Here is a 17361-nt window from a genome sequence, read left to right on the forward strand (position 1 = left end):
CGGAGGAGACGGAATCGGCACCTCCGGCGAGCTGCGGGCGGGCATCCTGCCAAAGCCCGCCCCGAAGATCCAGCCGGGCCCCCTCGGAGGCCCTCCGCGGCGACCGCCGGAAGTTGTTCGCCAACTCAGGAGTGTTGTTCACTCGTTCGGGTGGCGGAGCGGCCGATGCCCGCCCCCTGCCGAGAAGCGCTGGAATGGTCGGAAGCCGTACCAGGGGTGGGGGCGGAACCTCGTGACCGGCCGTCACCTCTGCTGTGTGGGCGGACGAGTCAAGAATGCGAGCACCGGTGCAGAAGAAGCGGCCTCGGAGCATGAACGGCGCGCGGAGCCAGACCCCCGGTGAGCCGCAGGCCCCCGGCACTCCGCCGACCCCGGGAAGCGCGTCCCCCGCAGCCCCCGGTGCTCCCCTCGCCGGCCCCGGCACGCCCCCCGCGGGCCCCGTCGCCGGCGCCCCCGCGCCGACCCCCGGCGGCCGCTCCAGGCGCGTCCGGAACCGCCTCGTCGCCGGAGTCGCCCTCGTCGGCGTCATCGTCCTCGGCGCCGGCGCCCCCGCCGTCCTCACCGCCTCCGCCGAACTGAACGAGTCCCGGCGCCTGGTCACCCTCGCCGGCCTCGACCGGCAGGCCGTCACCCTCGCGCACTCCCTCGCCGACGAGCGCGACGAGGTCGTCGCCTACGTCGCCGCGGGCCGCGACGCGCAGACCGGCCCCAAGAAGAACCGGCGGACCCTCACCCCCGCCAAGTCGGCCCGCGTCGACCGCCAGATCGAGGAGATCCGGCCCGACGCCTCCGAGGCGCTCCGCCGCGAGCTCGCCGGCGTCGCCGGCGTCCGCCGCGCCGCCGTCTCCGGCAAGGGGACGCCCCTGGAGGCCCACAAGGCCTACGGCGACGTCATCGCCACGCTCCAGGACCTCGCCGAGGAGCTCGCCGAGCGGACCCCGCCGCGCGCCTCCGACCCGGCCCTCACCGGCACCGGCCGGGCCCCCGCCGACCTCGGCCGCGCCGTCGAGCAGGCCTCCGCCGCCCGCGGCCTCCTGCTCGCCGCGCTCGCCGTCCCGCAGCCCGAGCCCAGCGGCGAGCTCCGCTACGACCCCGCCACCAACAGCTACGTCGCCGAGGAGCCCGAGGGCGCCGAGGAGGCCGCCCGCGCCCGCGACCTGCTGAGCGCCGCCGCCCAGCAGGCCCGGGTCCGCGAACTCGCCGCCCTCGGCGACTTCGACCGGTCCGCCGGCCCCGCCGCCCGCGACTCGCTCGCCGCGACCGTCGCCGGCCCCGAGGTCAAGACCGCCGAGCAGGCCCTCGCCCGGCTCACCGACCGGCCCACCCTCTCCGAGGCCGAGACCCGCACCTCCCCGTCCGGCCTGGAGTCGGCGCTCTCCGCCCGCATCGAGCAGATGCGCGGCGTCGAGTCCACCCTCGCCGCCAAGCGGGTCGAGCGGCTCACCGCCCTGCGCGACGACGACGTCACCGCCCTCGAGCTCCGCCTCGCCTTCCTCGGCGGCTGCCTCCTGCTCGCCGTCGGCGTCTCCACCTACGTCGCCCGCAGCCTCACCCGGCCGCTCGCCGTGCTCCGCATCGGCGCCGCCCGGCTCGCCGCCGCACCGGAGCCGGCCGCCGAGGAAGCCGTCCGCTTCACCGGCCGCAACGACGAGTTCGCCCAGGTCGTCCGCTCCCTCAACACCCTCCACGGACAGCTCGCCGCCCTCGCCGCCCACACCGGCCGGCTCACCGGCGAGCGGGCCGGCCTCGTCGCCGACCGGCAGACCGCCGAGTCCGAGCTCGCCTCCCAGCGCGCCGAGCTCCAGGGCCGGATCGCCGTGCTCACCGCCGACCTCGAACGGCTCCGGGGCACCGTCCAGCACACCTTCGTCAACCTCTCGCTGCGCAGCCTCGGCCTCGTCGACCGGCAGCTCGCCGTCATCGAGAAGCTGGAGGAGCGCGAGCAGGACCCGGACCGCCTCGCCACCCTCTTCAAGCTCGACCACATGGCGACCGTCATGCGCCGCCACAGCGAGAACCTGCTGGTCCTCGCCGGCCACGAGCACGTCCACGGCCACGCGGGCCCCGTCCCCCTCGTCGACGTGCTGCGCGCCGCCGTCAGCGAGATCGAGCGGTACGAGCGCGTCACCATCCAGTCGCTGCCCCCGCACGCCCAGCTGGCGGGCTTCGCCGCCGACGACCTCAGCCACCTCGTCGCCGAACTCCTGGAGAACGCCACCGCCTTCTCCCCGCCGGACGCCGAGGTCCAGCTCTCCGGCTGGCTCCTGGAGACCGGCGAGGTCATGCTCTCCGTGCAGGACTCCGGCATAGGGATCCCCGACCACCGGCGCGCCGACCTCAACGCCCGCCTCGCCGCCGCCGACCCGGACGGCTTCGAGGGCGAGGGCCTCGGCATGCGCGTGGTCTGTCTGCTCGCCGCCCGCCACGGCGTCGGCGTCGAGCTGCGCGAGCAGAAGCCGGGCGGCACGGCCGCCGTCGTGGTGCTGCCGCTGCCGCTGCTGCCGACCGCGCTCCCGGCCGCCGTGCCCGAGCCGGTGCGGAGCCCGGGCGCCGGCCCCGTCACCCTGCTCCACCTCCCCGGCTCGGAGGCCGAGGCCAACTCCAACGCCCTCCCGTCCCGCACCCGCGACCCGCTCGTGGAGGCCGCGGAGCGCGCCTTCCAGGCCCAGGCCCCGGCCCAGGACGCGGAGCCGGCGCCCGCCGCGCCGGCGGAGCCCGAGGCGGAGCCGGCGGAGCCGGTGGCCGGGGACGCGTACGACGCCCTCCCCGCGGAGGCGTACGGCTCCGGGCCCGACGCCCGCGTCGAGCCCGCCCCGCACCCGGCACCCGTCGAGTCCGTCTCCGAGACCACCCTCCAGGTGCGGCTCCCCGACCCGCCGGCCGAGCCGGACAGCCACGAGCGCGCCGCCGAGCCGCCGCTCTCGGCCGTGCCCGAGCGGACCGCACCCGAGCAGGCCGCCCCGGAGCAGACCACTACCGGGCAGGCCGCACCGGCGCAGCCCGTACCGGCGCAGCCCGTACCGGAGCGGACCACTTCCGGGCAGGCCGCACCCGAGCACACCGCTCCCGACCGGACCGCGCCGGAGCACACCGTGCCCGAGCAGGCCGGGCCGGTCGACGAGGGGCAGGTGCCCGGACCGCGACCCGCCCAGTGGGAGCGCGTGACCGACAAGGGCCTGCCCAAGCGGACCCCCCAGGTGGTCCGCGCCCCCGCGGCGCCCACCGCCCCCCGCCGGGGCTCGGTCGACGCCGAGGCACTCCGCCGCCGTCTGGGCGGCTTCCAGCAGGGCGCCGTGGCCGGGCGCCGGGACGTCGAGGCGGAGATAGCCGCCGGGAGCACCGCGCGTACAGAGGAGATGACGGGGGACACAGTCGAGGAGGCACGCAGTTGACCGCCACGGGAACGACCAGCACCACGAGTACGACCGCATCGACCGGCGCCACCGGGACGTACGGACTGAGCACGGAGGCCCGCAACCTGCAATGGCTGCTGGGCAACCTCGTGGAGGAGGTGCCGGGGGTCCGCTCGGTCGCCGTCGTCTCCTCCGACGGGCTCCTGCTGCTCTCCTCCGACCCCGACGAGCGGCCCGGACCGGCCGACGACCTGGGCGCCCGCCCCCGGGGCCCGCGCGGCTCCAGCGCCGACCTGGCCACCATCGTCTCCGGCATCGGCAGCCTCACCATCGGGGCCGCGCGGCTCATGGACGGCGGCGGCGTGAAGCAGACCATGGTCGCCATGGAGGACGGCAGCGTCTTCGTCATGTCGATCAGCGACGGTTCGCTGCTCGGCGTGCACGCCACCCCCGACTGCGACATGAGCGTCATCGCCTACCACATGGCGCTCTTCGTGGGCCGCGCCGGACACGTCCTCACCCCCGAAGTCCGCAGCGAACTGCGCAAGTCGATGGAGGGCCCCCGGTGACCTCGCTGACCGCCGCCGCCCACCGGCTGCCCGTCCGGGGCGAGGGGCGGCGCCCCGCGCGCGTGCGGCCGTACTCGCTGACCGGCGGACGCACCCGCTTCGGGCACGTGCTCCTCGTCGAGACCTTCGTGGCCGCCCTGGAGGCGCCCCTCGCCCGCAAGGTCCTCACGGACGGCGGTCCCGGCGCGCGCGGTCTCATGCCCGAGATGCGGGCCATCGTCGAGATCTGCCGCCGGATGCGGACGGTGGCGGAGATCTCGGCCCTCCTCAAGATGCCGTTGGGTGTCGTCCGGGTGCTCCTCAGCGACCTGGCCGACCAGGGAAAGATCCGTGTGTACGGGACCGGTCACGGCACCGGCCAGCCCGACCGCGCGCTCCTCGAAAGGGTGCTGAGTGGACTCCGTCGTCTCTGACGCCACCGCCGTCGACACGGCCGACACCGCCGTCGACCGTCCCGCCGCCTCCCGGGCGGAGACCGTCCCCACCGCCGCCATCCCCGCCCAGCCCGGGCCCTCCGCGGCGGAGCCCGATCCCGAGGACGGCGCCCGGGACTGGCAGCTCGACCACTCCCGCGCCCCGATCGCGACGAAGATCGTGGTCGCGGGCGGCTTCGGCGTCGGCAAGACCACCTTCGTCCGCGCGGTCTCCGAGATCACCCCCCTCCAGACCGAGGCGCTGATGACCCGGGCGAGCGAGGAGACCGACGACCTCACCGCCACCCCGGACAAGATCACCACCACCGTGGCGATGGACTTCGGCCGGATCACGCTCGACAACGACCTGGTCCTGTACGTCTTCGGCACCCCCGGCCAGCAGCGCTTCTGGTTCATGTGGGACGACCTCGTGCGCGGCGCCATCGGCGCGATCGTGCTCGCGGACACCCGCCGCCTCACCGACTGCTTCCCGGCGCTCGACTACTTCGAGAGCTGCGGCCTGCCGTACGTGGTCGCCGTCAACCACTTCGAGGGCACCGCGAAGTTCGAGCCGGAGGACGTCAGGGAGGCCCTGACGATCACCCCCGAGGTCCCCGTGGTGATCATGGACGCGCGCAAGCGCTACAGCGTGGTCGAGACGCTGCTCGCCATGGTCGAGCACGCGCTCTCCACCACGCCCGAGTAGCCGCGCACCGCCAGTCGCCCCCCGCACCACCTTCGCCTTCGCCAGGAGCCCGCCCATGCGGAAGATACTCATAGTCGGGGCCGGACAGTCCGGTCTCCAGCTCGCCCTCGGCCTCCAGTCCCAGGGGTACGAGGTCACCCTGATGTCGAACCGGACCGCGGACGAGATCCGCTCCGGGCGCGTCATGTCCACCCAGTGCATGTTCGCCACCGCGCTCGGGCACGAGCGCGACCTCGGCCTGAACTTCTGGGAGTCCCAGGCCCCGAGGATCGAGGGCCTCGGCGTCTCCGTCGCCGGCCCCGACGCCTCCCGCCTCGTCGACTGGGTCGGCCGGCTCGACGGCCACGCCCAGTCCGTCGACCAGCGCGTGAAGATGGCCGGCTGGATGGAGACCTTCGCCCAGCGCGGCGGGCAGCTCGTCATCCACGGCGTGGCCGTCGGCGACCTCGACTTCTTCGCCCGCCGCTACGACCTCGTGCTCGTCGCCGCGGGCAAGGGCGAGCTGGTCTCCATGTTCGGCCGGGACGCCGACCGCTCCCCGCACACCGAGCCGCAGCGCGCGCTCGCCGTCGCGTACGTGCACGGGCTCGGCCCGCGCCCCGAGCACCCCGACTTCGACGCCGTCCGCTGCAACCTCGTGCCGGGCGTCGGCGAGCTCTTCGTCATGCCGACCCTCACCCACGGCGGCCGCGCCGACATCCTCTTCTGGGAGGGCGTCCCCGGCGGTCCCGTCGACGCCTTCCGGGGCGTCAAGGACCCCTCCGAGCACCTGGCGCTGACGCTGGAGCTCATGGAGAGGTTCCTGCCCTGGGAGTACGCGCGCGCGACCAAGGTCGAGCTCACCGACGCCGGCGGCACCCTCGCCGGCCGGTACGCGCCGACCGTCCGCAACCCGATCGGCCGGCTCCCCGGCGGCGGTCTCGTCCTCGGCGTCGCCGACGTCGTCGTCGCCAACGACCCCATCACCGGCCAGGGCTCCAACTCGGCGTCCAAGTGCGCCGCCGCCTACCTCGCCGCCATCGTCGAGCACGGCGACCGGCCCTTCGACGAGGAGTGGATGCGGTCCGCCTTCGACCGCTACTGGAAGACCGCCGAGCCGGTCACCAAGTGGACCAACGCGATGCTGGCGCCGCCGCCGGAGCACGTCCTGAACCTGATCGGCGCGGCCGGACAGCTCCAGCCGGTCGCCGACCGCTTCGCCAACGGCTTCGACGACCCGGCGGACTTCGAGGACTTCTTCTTCGACCCGGAGAAGGCCGCCGCCTACCTCGCCTCGGTCGCCGGCGCCTGACCGCCCCCGTCGTACCCCTCGTCCGAACCCTCCCGGGCGCCCTCCGGGAGCACGGGCGGGGCGTACGACTCCAGGGCCGTGCCGCCCGGGTCCGGCCGGACCGCCCCGAGCAGCGGGTTCGCCGCGAGCGGGGAGACCTTGACCCGGCCGCCGGGGCGCGGGGCCTGCACCACCAGGCCCTCGCCCAGGTAGAGGGCGACATGGGTGGCGCCCGGGAAGTACACCACCAGGTCCCCGGGGCGCAGTTCGCCCAGCGGCACCCGGGGCAGCCGCGCCCACTGCTCCTGGCTGGTGCGCGGGAGCTCCCGGCCGGCCGCCGCCCAGGCCCGCTGGGTGAGCCCCGAACAGTCGTAGGAGTCCGGGCCCTCGGCGCCCCACTCGTACGGCTTCCCGAGCTCGCCGACCGCGAAGCGCAGCGCCTCCGCCCCCGCCCGTGAGGGCGTGCGGGCCGGGCCGAGGGCACCGGAGCCGAGCAGCTCCCGCTGGGCGCCGGCGGTCTCGGCCCGCTCCAGCTCGGTCAGGCGCGCCAGCCGCTCGGCGGAGAGCGAGGCGAGCAGCGCCTCCACCTCGGCGAGCTTCCGGCGCACCTCGTCCCGGTGCGTCCGCTGTCGCGCGGCCAGCGTCCGCTGCCGCTCCAGGGCGGCGCGGGAAGCGGTGGCGAGGCGGGCCGCCCGGCGTTCGGCGGCCCGCAGCCGGGGGACGGCGGAGGCACGGTCGCGGGCCGTGCGGTCCATCAGGCGGCGTGCGTCCAGGGCCGACTGGGGGTCGGGGGAGAAGAGCAGCCGCAGCGGCGAGGCGTATCCGGTCCGGCCCTGGTACTGCTCCCGGGCGAGCCGCCCGGCCTCGGACCGGCCGAGGGCCAGGGCGCTGCGGGCGTCGGCCAGGTCCGCGGTGACCCGCCGGGTGGCGGCGTCCTGGAGCCGCACCGCCTCCTCGCCGGCGTTGAACCGCTCCGTCGCCTCCTCCGCCTGGCGGTAGAGCGTCCGGAGCCGGCCGAGCAGCGTCGCCACCGAGTCCCCGCCGGAGGGCGCGAGCGCGCCCGCGTCGACCGCGCCGGCGTCCGCGCCCGCTCCCGCGTCCGGATCCGCCGCCGGCCCGGCCCCGGAGTCCGAGTCCGTGCCCGTGCCTGCGCCCGGGTCCGAGTCCGTGGCCGTGCCCACGCCCGTGCCCGAGTCCGAGCCCGCACCGGGGTCCGCGGATGCGGACGCGGACGCGGAGTCGGGGTCCACCGGCCCGACCGGTTCCGCCGCCGGGTCGGCCCAGGCGACGGGGGCGGAGCCGGCGGGCGGGTCCGCCGGGTCGGACGGGGGCGGCGCGGCCACCGCCGGGCCGGTCAGGGCCGCCAGCGCGGCCAGGGCTCCCGTACAGACCGCGCGCAGCCACCTTCGCGACACGTCACCACCACCTCCAGAGCGGGCTCCGGAGGCATCATGGCGCGACAATTCATCCGATTAACGTACGAAAGGGGGCGCGTCCTCCCGGCTCACCCGTTCGGCTCCGCCCCCGGGCTCTCCTCGGGCCTCCCCCCGGGCCGGACGGCCGGCTTGGACCACGGCCACTTGAGCTCGCGCCGCTCGCGCCCCTCGGGGGCGTACGCGTAGACCCAGCCCCGCTGGAGCCCGAGCCGCCGGGTGTGGCCCGCGGGCTCGCGCCGGTACGCGTACAGCATGGGCGGCCGGCCGTCGTGGGCCGGGACCGGCACCTCGTACCACTTCGGCGGGTGGCCGGTGGGGCCGAGCAGGATCGGCAGGACCCGCCCGTCGAGCGGGCCGCCTCGGAAGGGGGTGTTCTCGCTTCTCACCCCACCAGTCTCCCCCGGCCGCTCCCGGCGCGGCGGGTCACAGCAGGTGCGCCGCCTCGCCGACGAGCGGCACCAGGCGCCGGGCGAGGCCGGCGACCGGACCCCCGGCGGTCTCCCGGGCGAGCAGCCGCCGCACCACCTCCGCGGTCTCCGGGTCGCTCGCGGCACTCGCGGCCAGCAGGGCGACGAGGTGGTCGACCAGCCAGTCGCGCAGCTCGCCGGCGGGCGGCCGCTTGCCCTCGTCGAGCCAGATGAGGGAGGCCGCCTCCACGGCCGCGATCCAGGTGCGGACCAGCATCCCGAGCCGCCCGCCCGGCCGCTCGGCGCCCAGGTGGAGGAAGATCTGCCCGGCCGCGTCCCGCCGCACCTCGTCCACGATCGCCGCGGTGTGGGAGGTCTCGACGACGCTCCCGCCGCGCAGCAGCGCGCTGAAGCCGGCGTCGTGGCCGTCGACGAAGGCCAGATAGCGGTCGAGGACCCGGCCGAGCCGCTCGGTGGGCGGGCCCTCGGCGGGCTCGGCGAAGCAGCGGCTCAGGGCGTCGGCGGAGGAGCGCAGCGCGGCCTCGTACAGCTGCTGCTTGCCGCCGGGGAAGTAGCGGTAGACCAGCGGCCGGGAGACCCCGGCGGCCTCGGCGACGTCGTCGAGCGACACGTCCTCGGGGGCCCGGTGGGCGAAGAGCACCAGCGCGGCCTCCAGGAGCTGGCCGCGCCGCTCCTCGACGCTGAGCCGGCGGTACGCGGGGGAGGCGGCGCTCGTCATGTCCGCAGCGTAACCCCGGTACCGCCGGCTCCGGGGCCCGCCGCGAAAGCCCGGCGCCACCCTCAGGCCAGCAGGCCCGACGACCGCCACAGGCGGCGCCCCGGGCCCCGGAGCACGCCGATGTCGTCGAGGAAGTCGGTCAGCCGCTTGGCGCCGGCCTGCATGACCTCCCGCCGGTGCCCGCTCGCCCGCACCTCGGCGACGGCCTGCCGCCGGTCCAGGCCCACGGCGTCGTACACCGCGGGGCTGACGAAGCAGGTGGAGAAGACCCGGGCGGCCTCGCCGCAGCTCAGCCGGGTGAACTGCCGCTCCCAGCGCGGCGCCGTCACCATCTGGCGGCGCAGCTCCTCGCGGGCGTACCGCACGTGCCGGGCCTCCTCCACCACGTGGATCCGGGTGACCCCGCGCACCAGCGGCTGGACCCGCTCGTCCGGGAAGGTCAGCCGCTGCATCCAGTCGAGGACCTCCTCGCCGAGGAGGGTGGCGGCGAAGGAGCCGGGGGTGGTGGAGACGGTCTTCAGGACGCGGGCGAGGTGGTGGTAGACCCGCGGCACCGGGTAGGCGCCGGTGCCGCCCTTGCGGATCAGGCGGGCGAACATCATCGAGTGCCGGCACTCGTCCGCGATCTCGGTGAGCGCGTACCCCACGTGATGGCTGGTCAGGGACTTGTCGTAGATGTGCCGGACGAGCAGCTGCATCAGGATGATCTCGAACCAGACGCCCAGCGAGGCGAGTGCGGCGGCCTCGTGGCGGGAGAGGTCGATCCGCTGCTCCTCGGACATCCGGCGCCACAGCGGGGTGCCGTAGAGGGAGACCAGCTCCGGCGGCCAGTACCAGGCGCCGGGCTCGAAGGGCGCGTCCCAGTCGAGCTCGGCGTCGGGGTCGTGGGAGTGCTTGCGGGAGGCCTCCAGGAGCCGCTCGGCGAGCCGCTCGCGGTCGCGGAGCGGGCCGAGCGCGTCCCGCAGGAGGGTGAGGTCGGGCTCGGTGAAGGGACTCATGGCGGAGGCACCTCGCTGGCTTCGCACTCGGGTTACCGTCGGTCACTCGCTATCAGACTGCCCGTCAGCAAGACCGTCAATCCCTCCTGCGCGACTTGTTGACGCTTCGTCCAGCAACGTGTGAGCCTGCTGGCGGCGGCGTGACACGCCGGAGGCGGAAGGAGTGGTCGATGTCGACGCACGAGCTCTACGTGAACCCCCCGTCCGGACCCGGCCGGGAGGTCCCGGCCACCGGACAGGCCCGCTTCTCCTGGGAGTACGACATGGCCGGCGCCGGCCGTGACCGGCTCCTCGCCCTCTACCAGAAGGGCAAGGACAAGCAGTGGGACGGCGCCCGCCGCATCGCCTGGGAGCTGGAGGTCGACCCGTACGACCCGCTCGGCACCCCCGACGAGGCGCTCGCCCTGTACGGCACCCGCCACTGGGCCAAGCTCACCGAGAAGGACAAGGGCGAGCTGCGCCGCCACTACGCCTCCTGGAACTTCAGCCAGTTCCTCCACGGCGAGCAGGGCGCGATGGTCTGCGCCGCCCGGATCGTCGAGTCCGCGCCCGACCTCGACGCCAAGTTCTACTCCGCCACCCAGACCATGGACGAGGCCCGGCACGCCGAGATCTACGGCCGCTTCCTCCACGAGAAGATCGGGATGCTCTACCCGATCAACGACGACCTCCAGAGCCTCCTCGACGACACCCTCCGCGACTCCCGCTGGGACATGCCCTACCTCGGCATGCAGGTGCTCATCGAGGGCCTGGCCCTCGCCGCCTTCGGCATGATCCGCGACACCACCGACAAGCCGCTGCCGCAGCAGATCCTCGCGTACGTCATGCAGGACGAGGCCCGGCACGTGGCCTTCGGCCGGATGGCCCTGCGCGACCACTACAAGCAGCTCACCGACGCCGAACTGCGCGAGCGCGAGGAGTTCGTCATCGAGGGCTGTCATCTGATGCGCGACCGGCTGCGCGGGGTCGAGGTGCTGGAGAACTTCGGCATCGGCCGGAAGGAGGCGGAGGAGTTCAGCGAGCAGAGCGAGTTCCTGCACCTCTTCCGCAAGCTGCTCTTCAGCCGGATCGTGCCCTGCGTCAAGGACATCGGCCTCTGGGGCGAACGGCTCCAGAAGGCCTACCTCGACATGGGCGTCTTCGACCTCGGCGACTCCAACCTCGACCTCCTCATGACCCAGGACGAGGAGATCGCGGAGCGGCTGGACGCGGAGCGCTTCGCGGCGGAGGAGCGGGAGCGGGTCGCCGAGGTCGCGCGGGCCGTCGCGGAGGGCGCCGCGGGGTAGCGGGGAGCGCCGGTCGGCCCCGCAGCGCCGTGCGGGACCGCCCCGCCGGCCGCCGCCTTGTCGGCCCGTCGCCTCCTGCCCGCCGCCTGCCGTCCGCCGCCCGCCGACCGTCAGTCCTCGGCGCGGGTCCGCTCCCGCCCGCCGGGCGCGCCGCGCGGGACGGCGGGCGCGCCGCGCGAGGCGGCGGGGGCCGGGGCGGCCGACGGGCGGGTGCCCGGGGCGCCGCGCGGGACCGCCGGCACCGGGGGGGACGCCGTCGCCGCCGGCCCGCCGCGCGGTCCCGGCGCGCCGCGGGACTCCGCCTCCAGGCGCAGCGCCTCCCGCATCACGTCCCGCGCGATCGGCGCCGCGCTGCCACCGCCGCTGATGTCCGTGCGGGACGCTTCCGCGTCCTCCACGACCACCGCCACCGCCACCGCCGGCCGCCCCGAGTCCTCCGCCTGGGCCCAGGCGATGAACCAGGCGTACGGGGTCCCCGTGTTGCCGAGGCCGTGCTGCGCGGTGCCCGTCTTGCCGCCGACCCGAGCCCCCGGGATCGCCGCGTTCGCGCCCGTGCCCTCCTCCACCGCCTTCACCATCAGCCGCTGGAGCTGGAGGGCCGTCGACGGGCTCATCGCCTGCCGGTGGCTGCGGCGCGGGGTGCGGTCCACGGTCGTCCCGCCGGAGGTCGTCGTCCGGTCCACGAGGTACGGCCGCGCGATCTCGCCGGTGTTGGCGACCGCCGCCGCCACCATGGCCATCTGGAGCGGCGTGGCGGTGGTGTTGAACTGCCCGATCGACGACAGCGCCAGCTGGTCCGGGCTCATGTCGTGGTCGAAGTTGGACCTCGCCACCCAGGACGGCACCCGCAGGGTCGTGTCGTCGAAGCCGAAGCGCTCCGCCGTCTCCGCCATCACCTCCAGCCCGACGTCCACGCCGAGCCCGGCCATCACCGTGTTGCAGGACCACTGGAGGGCGTAGGCGAGCGAGGCGTCCTCGCAGCCCCGGGCCGCGTTCGGCAGCACCTGCCGGGTGCCGGGCAGCACGAAGGGGTCCGGGGTGTCGGTCGGCGCGTCCACGTCCCGCACCACGCCCGCGTCCAGCGCCGCCGCCGCGGTCACGATCTTGAAGGTGGAGCCGGGGGGATAGGTCTGCCGCAGCGCCCGGTTGAGCATCGGCTGGTTCGGCGAGGTGGTCAGCCGGGTCCAGGCGTCCTTCACGTCAGGGCCGGTCCCGGAGAGCACCCCCGGCTCGTACGAGGGGGAGGAGACCAGCGTCAGGATCCGGCCGCTCGACGGTTCCAGCGCCACCACCGCGCCGCGCTTGCCGTCGAGCCCCCGGTAGGCCGCCTCCTGCATCGGGGCGCGGATCGTCGTCACCACGTCGCCGCCGGGGGAGCGGCCCCGGGTGAGGTCGTTCCACAGCGGCAGCGGGGCCAGCATCGGATCGGCGCCGGAGAGCAGCGGGTCCTCCGCGTGCTCGATCATCGTGGTGCCGTAGGTCTGGGAGGCGTAGCCGGTCACCGGCGCGTAGAGCGGGCCCCGGCGGTAGGTCCGTTCCCAGCGCAGCTGCTGCCCGCTGTCGCGGGAGCCGGTCACCGGCTTCCCGTCCACGACGACGTCGCCGCGCGGCTCGGACCAGCGGGCGATCGCGGTCCGCCGGTTGGCCGGGTTCGCGTCCAGCTCCCCGGCCTCCACCAGCATCACCCGGGCGGCGTTGACCAGCAGCGCCACCAGCAGCAGCAGGCAGAGCGCGGCGGCCCGCCGGATGTACCGGATCACCGGCCCGCCTCCACCCGGGCGGGCTCGCCGGTGTCCGAGGCCTCCGGCTGCGGCGCCCGCGCCGAGTCGCTCACCCGCACCAGGAGCGCGACGATCACCCAGTTGGTCACCACCGAGGAGCCGCCCTGCGCCAGGAACGGCATCGCCATGCCGGTCAGCGGGATCAGCCCCATCACCCCGCCCGCGATCACGAAGACCTGGAGCGCCACGATGGACGCGAGCCCGACCGCGAGCAGCCGCCCGAAGGGGTCCCGCAGCGAGAGCCCGGCCCGGTAGCCGCGCGCCACGAAGAGCGCGTACAGCAGGAAGAGCGCGGTGAGGCCGACGAGCCCCAGCTCCTCGCCGGCCGTGGCCAGGATGAAGTCCGACTTGGCGGCGAAGCCGATGAGGACCGAGTGGCCCATCCCGAGCCCGGCGCCGAGCATCCCGCCGGCGGCGAAGGCGAAGAGCGACTGGGCGAGCTGTCCGGGCCCGTCGCCGGCCCGGATGGAGGCGTAGGGGTCGAGCCAGTCCTCCACCCGGCTGTGCACGTGCGGCTCGACCGAGCCGATGAGGAAGGCCCCGGCGGCGGCGAGCAGCAGGCCGATCGCGATCCAGCCCGTGCGGCCGGTCGCCACGTACAGCATGATCACGAAGAGGCCGAAGAAGAGCAGCGAGGTGCCGAGGTCCCGTTCCAGGACGAGGACGCCGACGCTCAGCAGCCAGATCGCCACGATCGGCCCGAGCACCCGCCAGGTGGGGAACTGGAACCTCCAGATCCGGCGGCCGGCGTAGGCGAGCGCGCTGAGGTTGGCGGAGAGGTACGCGGCGAAGAAGACCGCGAGCAGGATCTTCGCGAACTCGCCCGGCTGGAAGGAGAGGCCGCCGATCCGGATCCAGATCCTGGCCCCGTTCACCGCCGGGAAGAAGATCGGCAGGATCATCAGGGCGAGCGCGGCGGCGACCGAGACGTACGCGTACCCCCGGAGCGCCCGGTGGTCGCGCAGCAGCACCACGACCACGATGAAGAGCGCGACCCCGAGCGTCGACCACACGAGCTGGGTGGTCGCCGCCTGGTCGCGGGGGGTCTCCAGGTCCAGGCGGTAGATCAGCACCAGCCCGAGTCCGTTGAGCAGCAGGGCGATCGGCAGCAGGAGCGGATCGGCGTAGGGGGCCCGGAACCGCACGGCGAGGTGCGCCAGCAGCGCGAGCAGGCCCAGTCCCGCCCCGTACCGGGCGGCGTCCGGCGGCACGGCCCCGTCGTGGGCCAGGCCCACCTCGGCGTAGCCGCAGACGGAGATGAGGACGGCCCCGAGGAGCAGCACCAGTTCCACCCCGCGCCGCTTCGGGACCCGGACGCCGGGCGGCGGCGCGTCCGGGGGCGCGTCCGTGCCCCGAGGTGCGGTCATGGTCGGCAACGTAGCAAGCCGTATGCCGTATGTCCCTTTTGTGTGACGGTGTGCCGTGGCGGCTCTTCACCCCTCCGGCAGCTCGTCCCCGAACCGCACGTACTCGGGAAGCCGGATCCGCGCCTCGGCGCCGCCGCCCTCCGCCGCGCCGCCGAAGGCCAGCTCGGCGCCGATCACCTCGGCCTGCCCGACCGCGATGGTCAGGCCCAGGCCGTGCCCCTTGCCGCCGCTCTCCGTGCGGAAGCGCTGCGGACCCGAGGCGAGCAGGTACGCCGGATAGCCGGGCCCGTGGTCCCGCACCGCCACCGTCGGCCCGTCCACGGTCACCACCACCGGCGGCCGGCCGTGCCGGTGGGCGTTGGCGACCAGGTTCCCCAGCACGCGTTCGAGCCGCCGCCGGTCCGTCTCCACCGCCGCGTCCCGGACGATCCGCACCTCCGTCTCCGTGCCCGAGGCCCGCACCGCCCGCTCGACCAGCGGGCCGAGGTCGTGCACGGCCAGGTCGACGGTCTCGTTGCGGGCGTCCAGCCGGGAGATCTCCAGCAGGTCCTCGGTCAGTCCCCGCATGGCCCGCACCCGGTCCCGCACGAGCTCCGCGGGCCGCCCCTCCGGCAGCAGCTCGGCGGCGGCCGACAGGCCGGTCAGCGGGGTGCGCAGCTCGTGGGCCACGTCCGCGGTGAACCGCTGCTCGCTCTGGAGCTTGCGCTGGAGCGAGGAGGCCATCGTGTCGAGCGCCCCGGCGACCGCCGCCACCTCGTCCTCGGGGCGCCGGGGGTCCTTCGTCCGGGGGTCGTCCACGCGCGCGTCCAGGTCCCCGGCGGTGATCCGCCGGGCCACCTGCGCGGTCGCGTGCAGACGCCGGGTGACCCGGGTGACGGCCACGAGGCCGACCGCCAGGGTCGCCGCGATCGCCAGGATCGAGGAGCCGACGATCGACCGGTCCAGGGCGTCGATGGCCCCCGCGCCCAGGCTGTGGTCGAGGCGCACCGCGAGGGCGTGCCCGTCCGCCGGGCCCGCCGCCCACATGGTCGACCGGCCGCCCCGGTCGGCGACCATGGTGCCGCGCTCGCCCCGCCCGGCCAGCCGCCGCAGCGGCTCCGGCAGGCCCTCCGGGTCGAGTCCGGCGAAGGGCGGCAGCGGCTCGCCCGCCTCGTACAGCCGGGTGACGTCGGTCAGCCGGGACAGCGCCTTCTCCCGGGCGTCCCGCACGGTCTGCCCCGTCACGGAGACGTGCACCAGCGTGCCGAGCAGCGCGGCCAGCGCGCAGCACATCACCCCGATGAAGAGCGCGGCCTTCCAGGTCAGCGTCGCGGTCCAGGCGGGCGCCCGGGGCCGGCGGGCGCGGCGCCGGCTCACGGGGCGGTCTCCGGGGGCGGGGCGGTCTCCGGGGGAGGGGCGGGGGAGAGCGGGCGGACGGCGGCCGGCGCGGACGCCGCCGGGGCGGTCGGGCCGGCCGTGGACGGGGCGGCCGCGGGGGAGGGGGCGGAGCGGGAGACCGAGGGGGAGACCGAGGGGCCGGGGCCGGTGGGCGGGGAGGCCCCGGGGGTCCGTACCGGCACGATCTCGTCCCGCGCCGGCAGCATGCTGTGCTGCCGCTCGTCCCACGACCAGGCCGTGCGGTACTCGTACCCCGGGATCCCCGCCGAGGCCGCCCGCACGATCAGGTCGCGCCCGGCCAGCTCCACGCTGATCACCTGGTCGACGGTGGACATGACCCGGGTCAGCCCGCCCCCCTCGGCGAGGTACACCCGGAGGGCGACCTGCTGCTCGGGCATCCGGATCCCGACGATCAGCTCGTCCTTGCCGTTCCCGGTGAGGTCCCGGTAGTACGGCGAGAGCACCGGGCACCGCGCCGGCGCGGTGTCGCAGGCGAGGACCGCCCGGGCGGTCTCCTCGTACACCGCGTCGCCGCCGCTGTACGTCTCGGGATGGGCCGCGACCTCGGCCCGGACCACCGCGACCGGGTCCACGGTCCGCACGTCGCCCCCCTTCACCGCGATCCCCGGCACCCGCTCCGTGTCGGTCTCCCCGTAGTCCGCCGGCGGATCGGAGGCGGGCGGCAGGTCGGGCCAGAGCCGCACCGGTCCCACCGCCGCGGCCGTCGGCCCGTCGCTCTCCGGGCCGCCGCCGGTCCCGCAGCCCGCCACCGCCACCAGCGCGGCGGCGGCGAGGAGGGCGGTGCGGGCTCTCACGGGGCTCCCAGGTCGAACGGGCGGTCTCGTGAAGACCATATGTCCAAATAAGGAAGGAAATCCCCTTCGGGGTGTCCCCTCCGTCGCCGAGGGCGGTCCCGTTCGCCCCCGAGGGCGGTCCCGTTCGCCCCCGAGGGCGATCCCGTTCGCCCCCCGGGGGCGGTCCCGTTCGCCCCCCGGGGGCGGTCCCGGCCCGTGGCCCGGGGGGTGGTCCCGACCCGTGGCGCCGCCCGTGTCGGAGGGGCCACGGCGGCCGTCCGCGCGTGTCGCAGGAGCCGCGGCGGCCGTCCGCGCGCGGGGCGCCGATGCCTCCCCGCCCCCCGCGGGAGAGCGGCCCGCTCAGGGGCCGTCCGCGCGCGGCCCCCGCGCCGCTCCCCGGGCCTCCAGCAGGCGCAGCGCGTCCGCGACGGCGGGGGAGAGCGGGACGTCCGCGAGATCGGGCAGCGGGACCCAGGCGACGGCGTCGGTGGAACCGCCGCTCTCGGAGACCACCGGCGTCCTCGTCGACGCCAGGTCGACGGCGTAGAAGAGCGCGATCAGGTGGCGGTCGGCACCGTCCCGCCGGACCGCGTAGGCGCGCGCGTCGAGCAGCTCGGCGCCGGCCGTCTCCAGACCGGTCTCCTCCCTCACCTCCCGGGCCAGCGCCTCGACGGGCTGCTCGCCCGGCTCCACGCCTCCGCCGGGCAGGTGCCACACCCCCGGGGCGAACACCGGCGAGGCCTCCGACAGGCGGGTCAGCAGCATCCGGCCCTCGCGCACCGCGAGGGCGTACGCCGACACCCGCGGCCTCCCGGTCACGTCGGCCTCCCGGTCACGCCGGGCCCGCCCGGTCACGCCGGCCCCC

15 protein-coding genes are annotated in these 17361 nt (G+C 75.7%); 6 read left to right on the plus strand and 9 right to left on the minus strand.

The window, feature by feature from the left end; genetic code table 11:
* Positions 1–275: 275 nt before the first annotated feature.
* From IE287_RS06415 to IE287_RS06435, 5 genes are all read left to right on the plus strand, one after another.
* Positions 276–3392 carry a sensor histidine kinase gene (locus IE287_RS06415; protein ID WP_189847918.1) on the plus strand — a complete coding sequence of 1039 codons (3117 nt, stop codon included), beginning with the start codon at positions 276–278 and terminating at the stop codon, positions 3390–3392.
* Complete coding sequence (locus IE287_RS06420; protein WP_189847919.1) at positions 3389–3922, plus strand: roadblock/LC7 domain-containing protein; 534 nt, start codon at positions 3389–3391, stop codon at positions 3920–3922. The genes IE287_RS06415 and IE287_RS06420 overlap by 4 nt, the downstream gene beginning before the upstream one ends.
* Positions 3923–3927: 5 nt before the next feature.
* Positions 3928–4335: a DUF742 domain-containing protein gene (locus IE287_RS06425; RefSeq protein WP_373307818.1), complete on the plus strand. Its 408-nt coding sequence runs from the start codon at positions 3928–3930 to the stop codon at positions 4333–4335.
* 79 nt (positions 4336–4414) lie between these two features.
* A complete protein-coding gene (locus IE287_RS06430) occupies positions 4415–5041 on the plus strand; it encodes a GTP-binding protein (protein ID WP_229883339.1) in 627 nt (208 codons plus the stop codon).
* Positions 5042–5096: 55 nt separating this feature from the next.
* A complete protein-coding gene (locus IE287_RS06435) occupies positions 5097–6332 on the plus strand; it encodes a styrene monooxygenase/indole monooxygenase family protein (protein WP_189847922.1) in 1236 nt (411 codons plus the stop codon).
* Here the strand turns inward: IE287_RS06435 and IE287_RS06440 are convergent.
* From IE287_RS06440 to IE287_RS06455, 4 genes are all read right to left on the minus strand, one after another.
* The gene (locus IE287_RS06440) at positions 6305–7726 is read right to left on the minus strand and encodes a C40 family peptidase (RefSeq protein WP_189847923.1); all 1422 of its coding nucleotides are present in this window, start codon (positions 7724–7726) and stop codon (positions 6305–6307) included. The genes IE287_RS06435 and IE287_RS06440 overlap by 28 nt on opposite strands.
* A gap of 89 nt (positions 7727–7815) precedes the next feature.
* On the minus strand, positions 7816–8133 hold the full coding sequence (locus tag IE287_RS06445) for a DUF8847 domain-containing protein (protein ID WP_189847924.1): 318 nt from the start codon (positions 8131–8133) through the stop codon (positions 7816–7818).
* A gap of 37 nt (positions 8134–8170) precedes the next feature.
* Entirely contained in the window at positions 8171–8893 is a 723-nt protein-coding gene (locus tag IE287_RS06450; protein WP_189847925.1) for a TetR/AcrR family transcriptional regulator, read from the minus strand.
* A gap of 62 nt (positions 8894–8955) precedes the next feature.
* Positions 8956–9891 carry an AurF N-oxygenase family protein gene (locus tag IE287_RS06455; RefSeq protein WP_189847926.1) on the minus strand — a complete coding sequence of 312 codons (936 nt, stop codon included), beginning with the start codon at positions 9889–9891 and terminating at the stop codon, positions 8956–8958.
* A 170-nt stretch (positions 9892–10061) separates the two neighbouring features.
* Here IE287_RS06455 and IE287_RS06460 point away from each other — a divergent pair, with 170 nt between their 5' ends.
* The gene (locus IE287_RS06460) at positions 10062–11177 is read left to right on the plus strand and encodes a ferritin-like domain-containing protein (protein WP_189847927.1); all 1116 of its coding nucleotides are present in this window, start codon (positions 10062–10064) and stop codon (positions 11175–11177) included.
* Between the two features lie 110 nt (positions 11178–11287).
* Here the strand turns inward: IE287_RS06460 and IE287_RS06465 are convergent, their stop codons facing one another.
* The 5 genes from IE287_RS06465 to IE287_RS06485 form a co-directional block, all read right to left on the minus strand.
* Complete coding sequence (locus IE287_RS06465) at positions 11288–12937, minus strand: penicillin-binding transpeptidase domain-containing protein (RefSeq protein ID WP_189847928.1); 1650 nt, start codon at positions 12935–12937, stop codon at positions 11288–11290.
* Positions 12934–14325, minus strand: a complete 1392-nt coding sequence (locus IE287_RS06470; protein WP_189847929.1) for an FtsW/RodA/SpoVE family cell cycle protein — start codon at positions 14323–14325, stop codon at positions 12934–12936. Before IE287_RS06470 ends, IE287_RS06465 begins: the two co-directional genes overlap by 4 nt.
* A gap of 66 nt (positions 14326–14391) precedes the next feature.
* Entirely contained in the window at positions 14392–15681 is a 1290-nt protein-coding gene (locus tag IE287_RS06475; RefSeq protein WP_229883311.1) for an ATP-binding protein, read from the minus strand.
* Positions 15678–16556 (minus strand): hypothetical protein, encoded by an 879-nt coding sequence (locus IE287_RS06480; RefSeq protein ID WP_189847930.1) that lies wholly within the window; start codon positions 16554–16556, stop codon positions 15678–15680. The genes IE287_RS06475 and IE287_RS06480 overlap by 4 nt, the downstream gene beginning before the upstream one ends.
* A 300-nt stretch (positions 16557–16856) precedes the next feature.
* The gene (locus tag IE287_RS06485) at positions 16857–17315 is read right to left on the minus strand and encodes an NUDIX domain-containing protein (RefSeq protein ID WP_268254966.1); all 459 of its coding nucleotides are present in this window, start codon (positions 17313–17315) and stop codon (positions 16857–16859) included.
* Positions 17316–17361 lie beyond the last annotated feature (46 nt).

Origin of the sequence: Streptomyces omiyaensis (genome assembly GCF_014650895.1) — a bacterium.
GTDB classification, from domain to species: Bacteria; Actinomycetota; Actinomycetes; order Streptomycetales; family Streptomycetaceae; genus Streptomyces; species Streptomyces omiyaensis.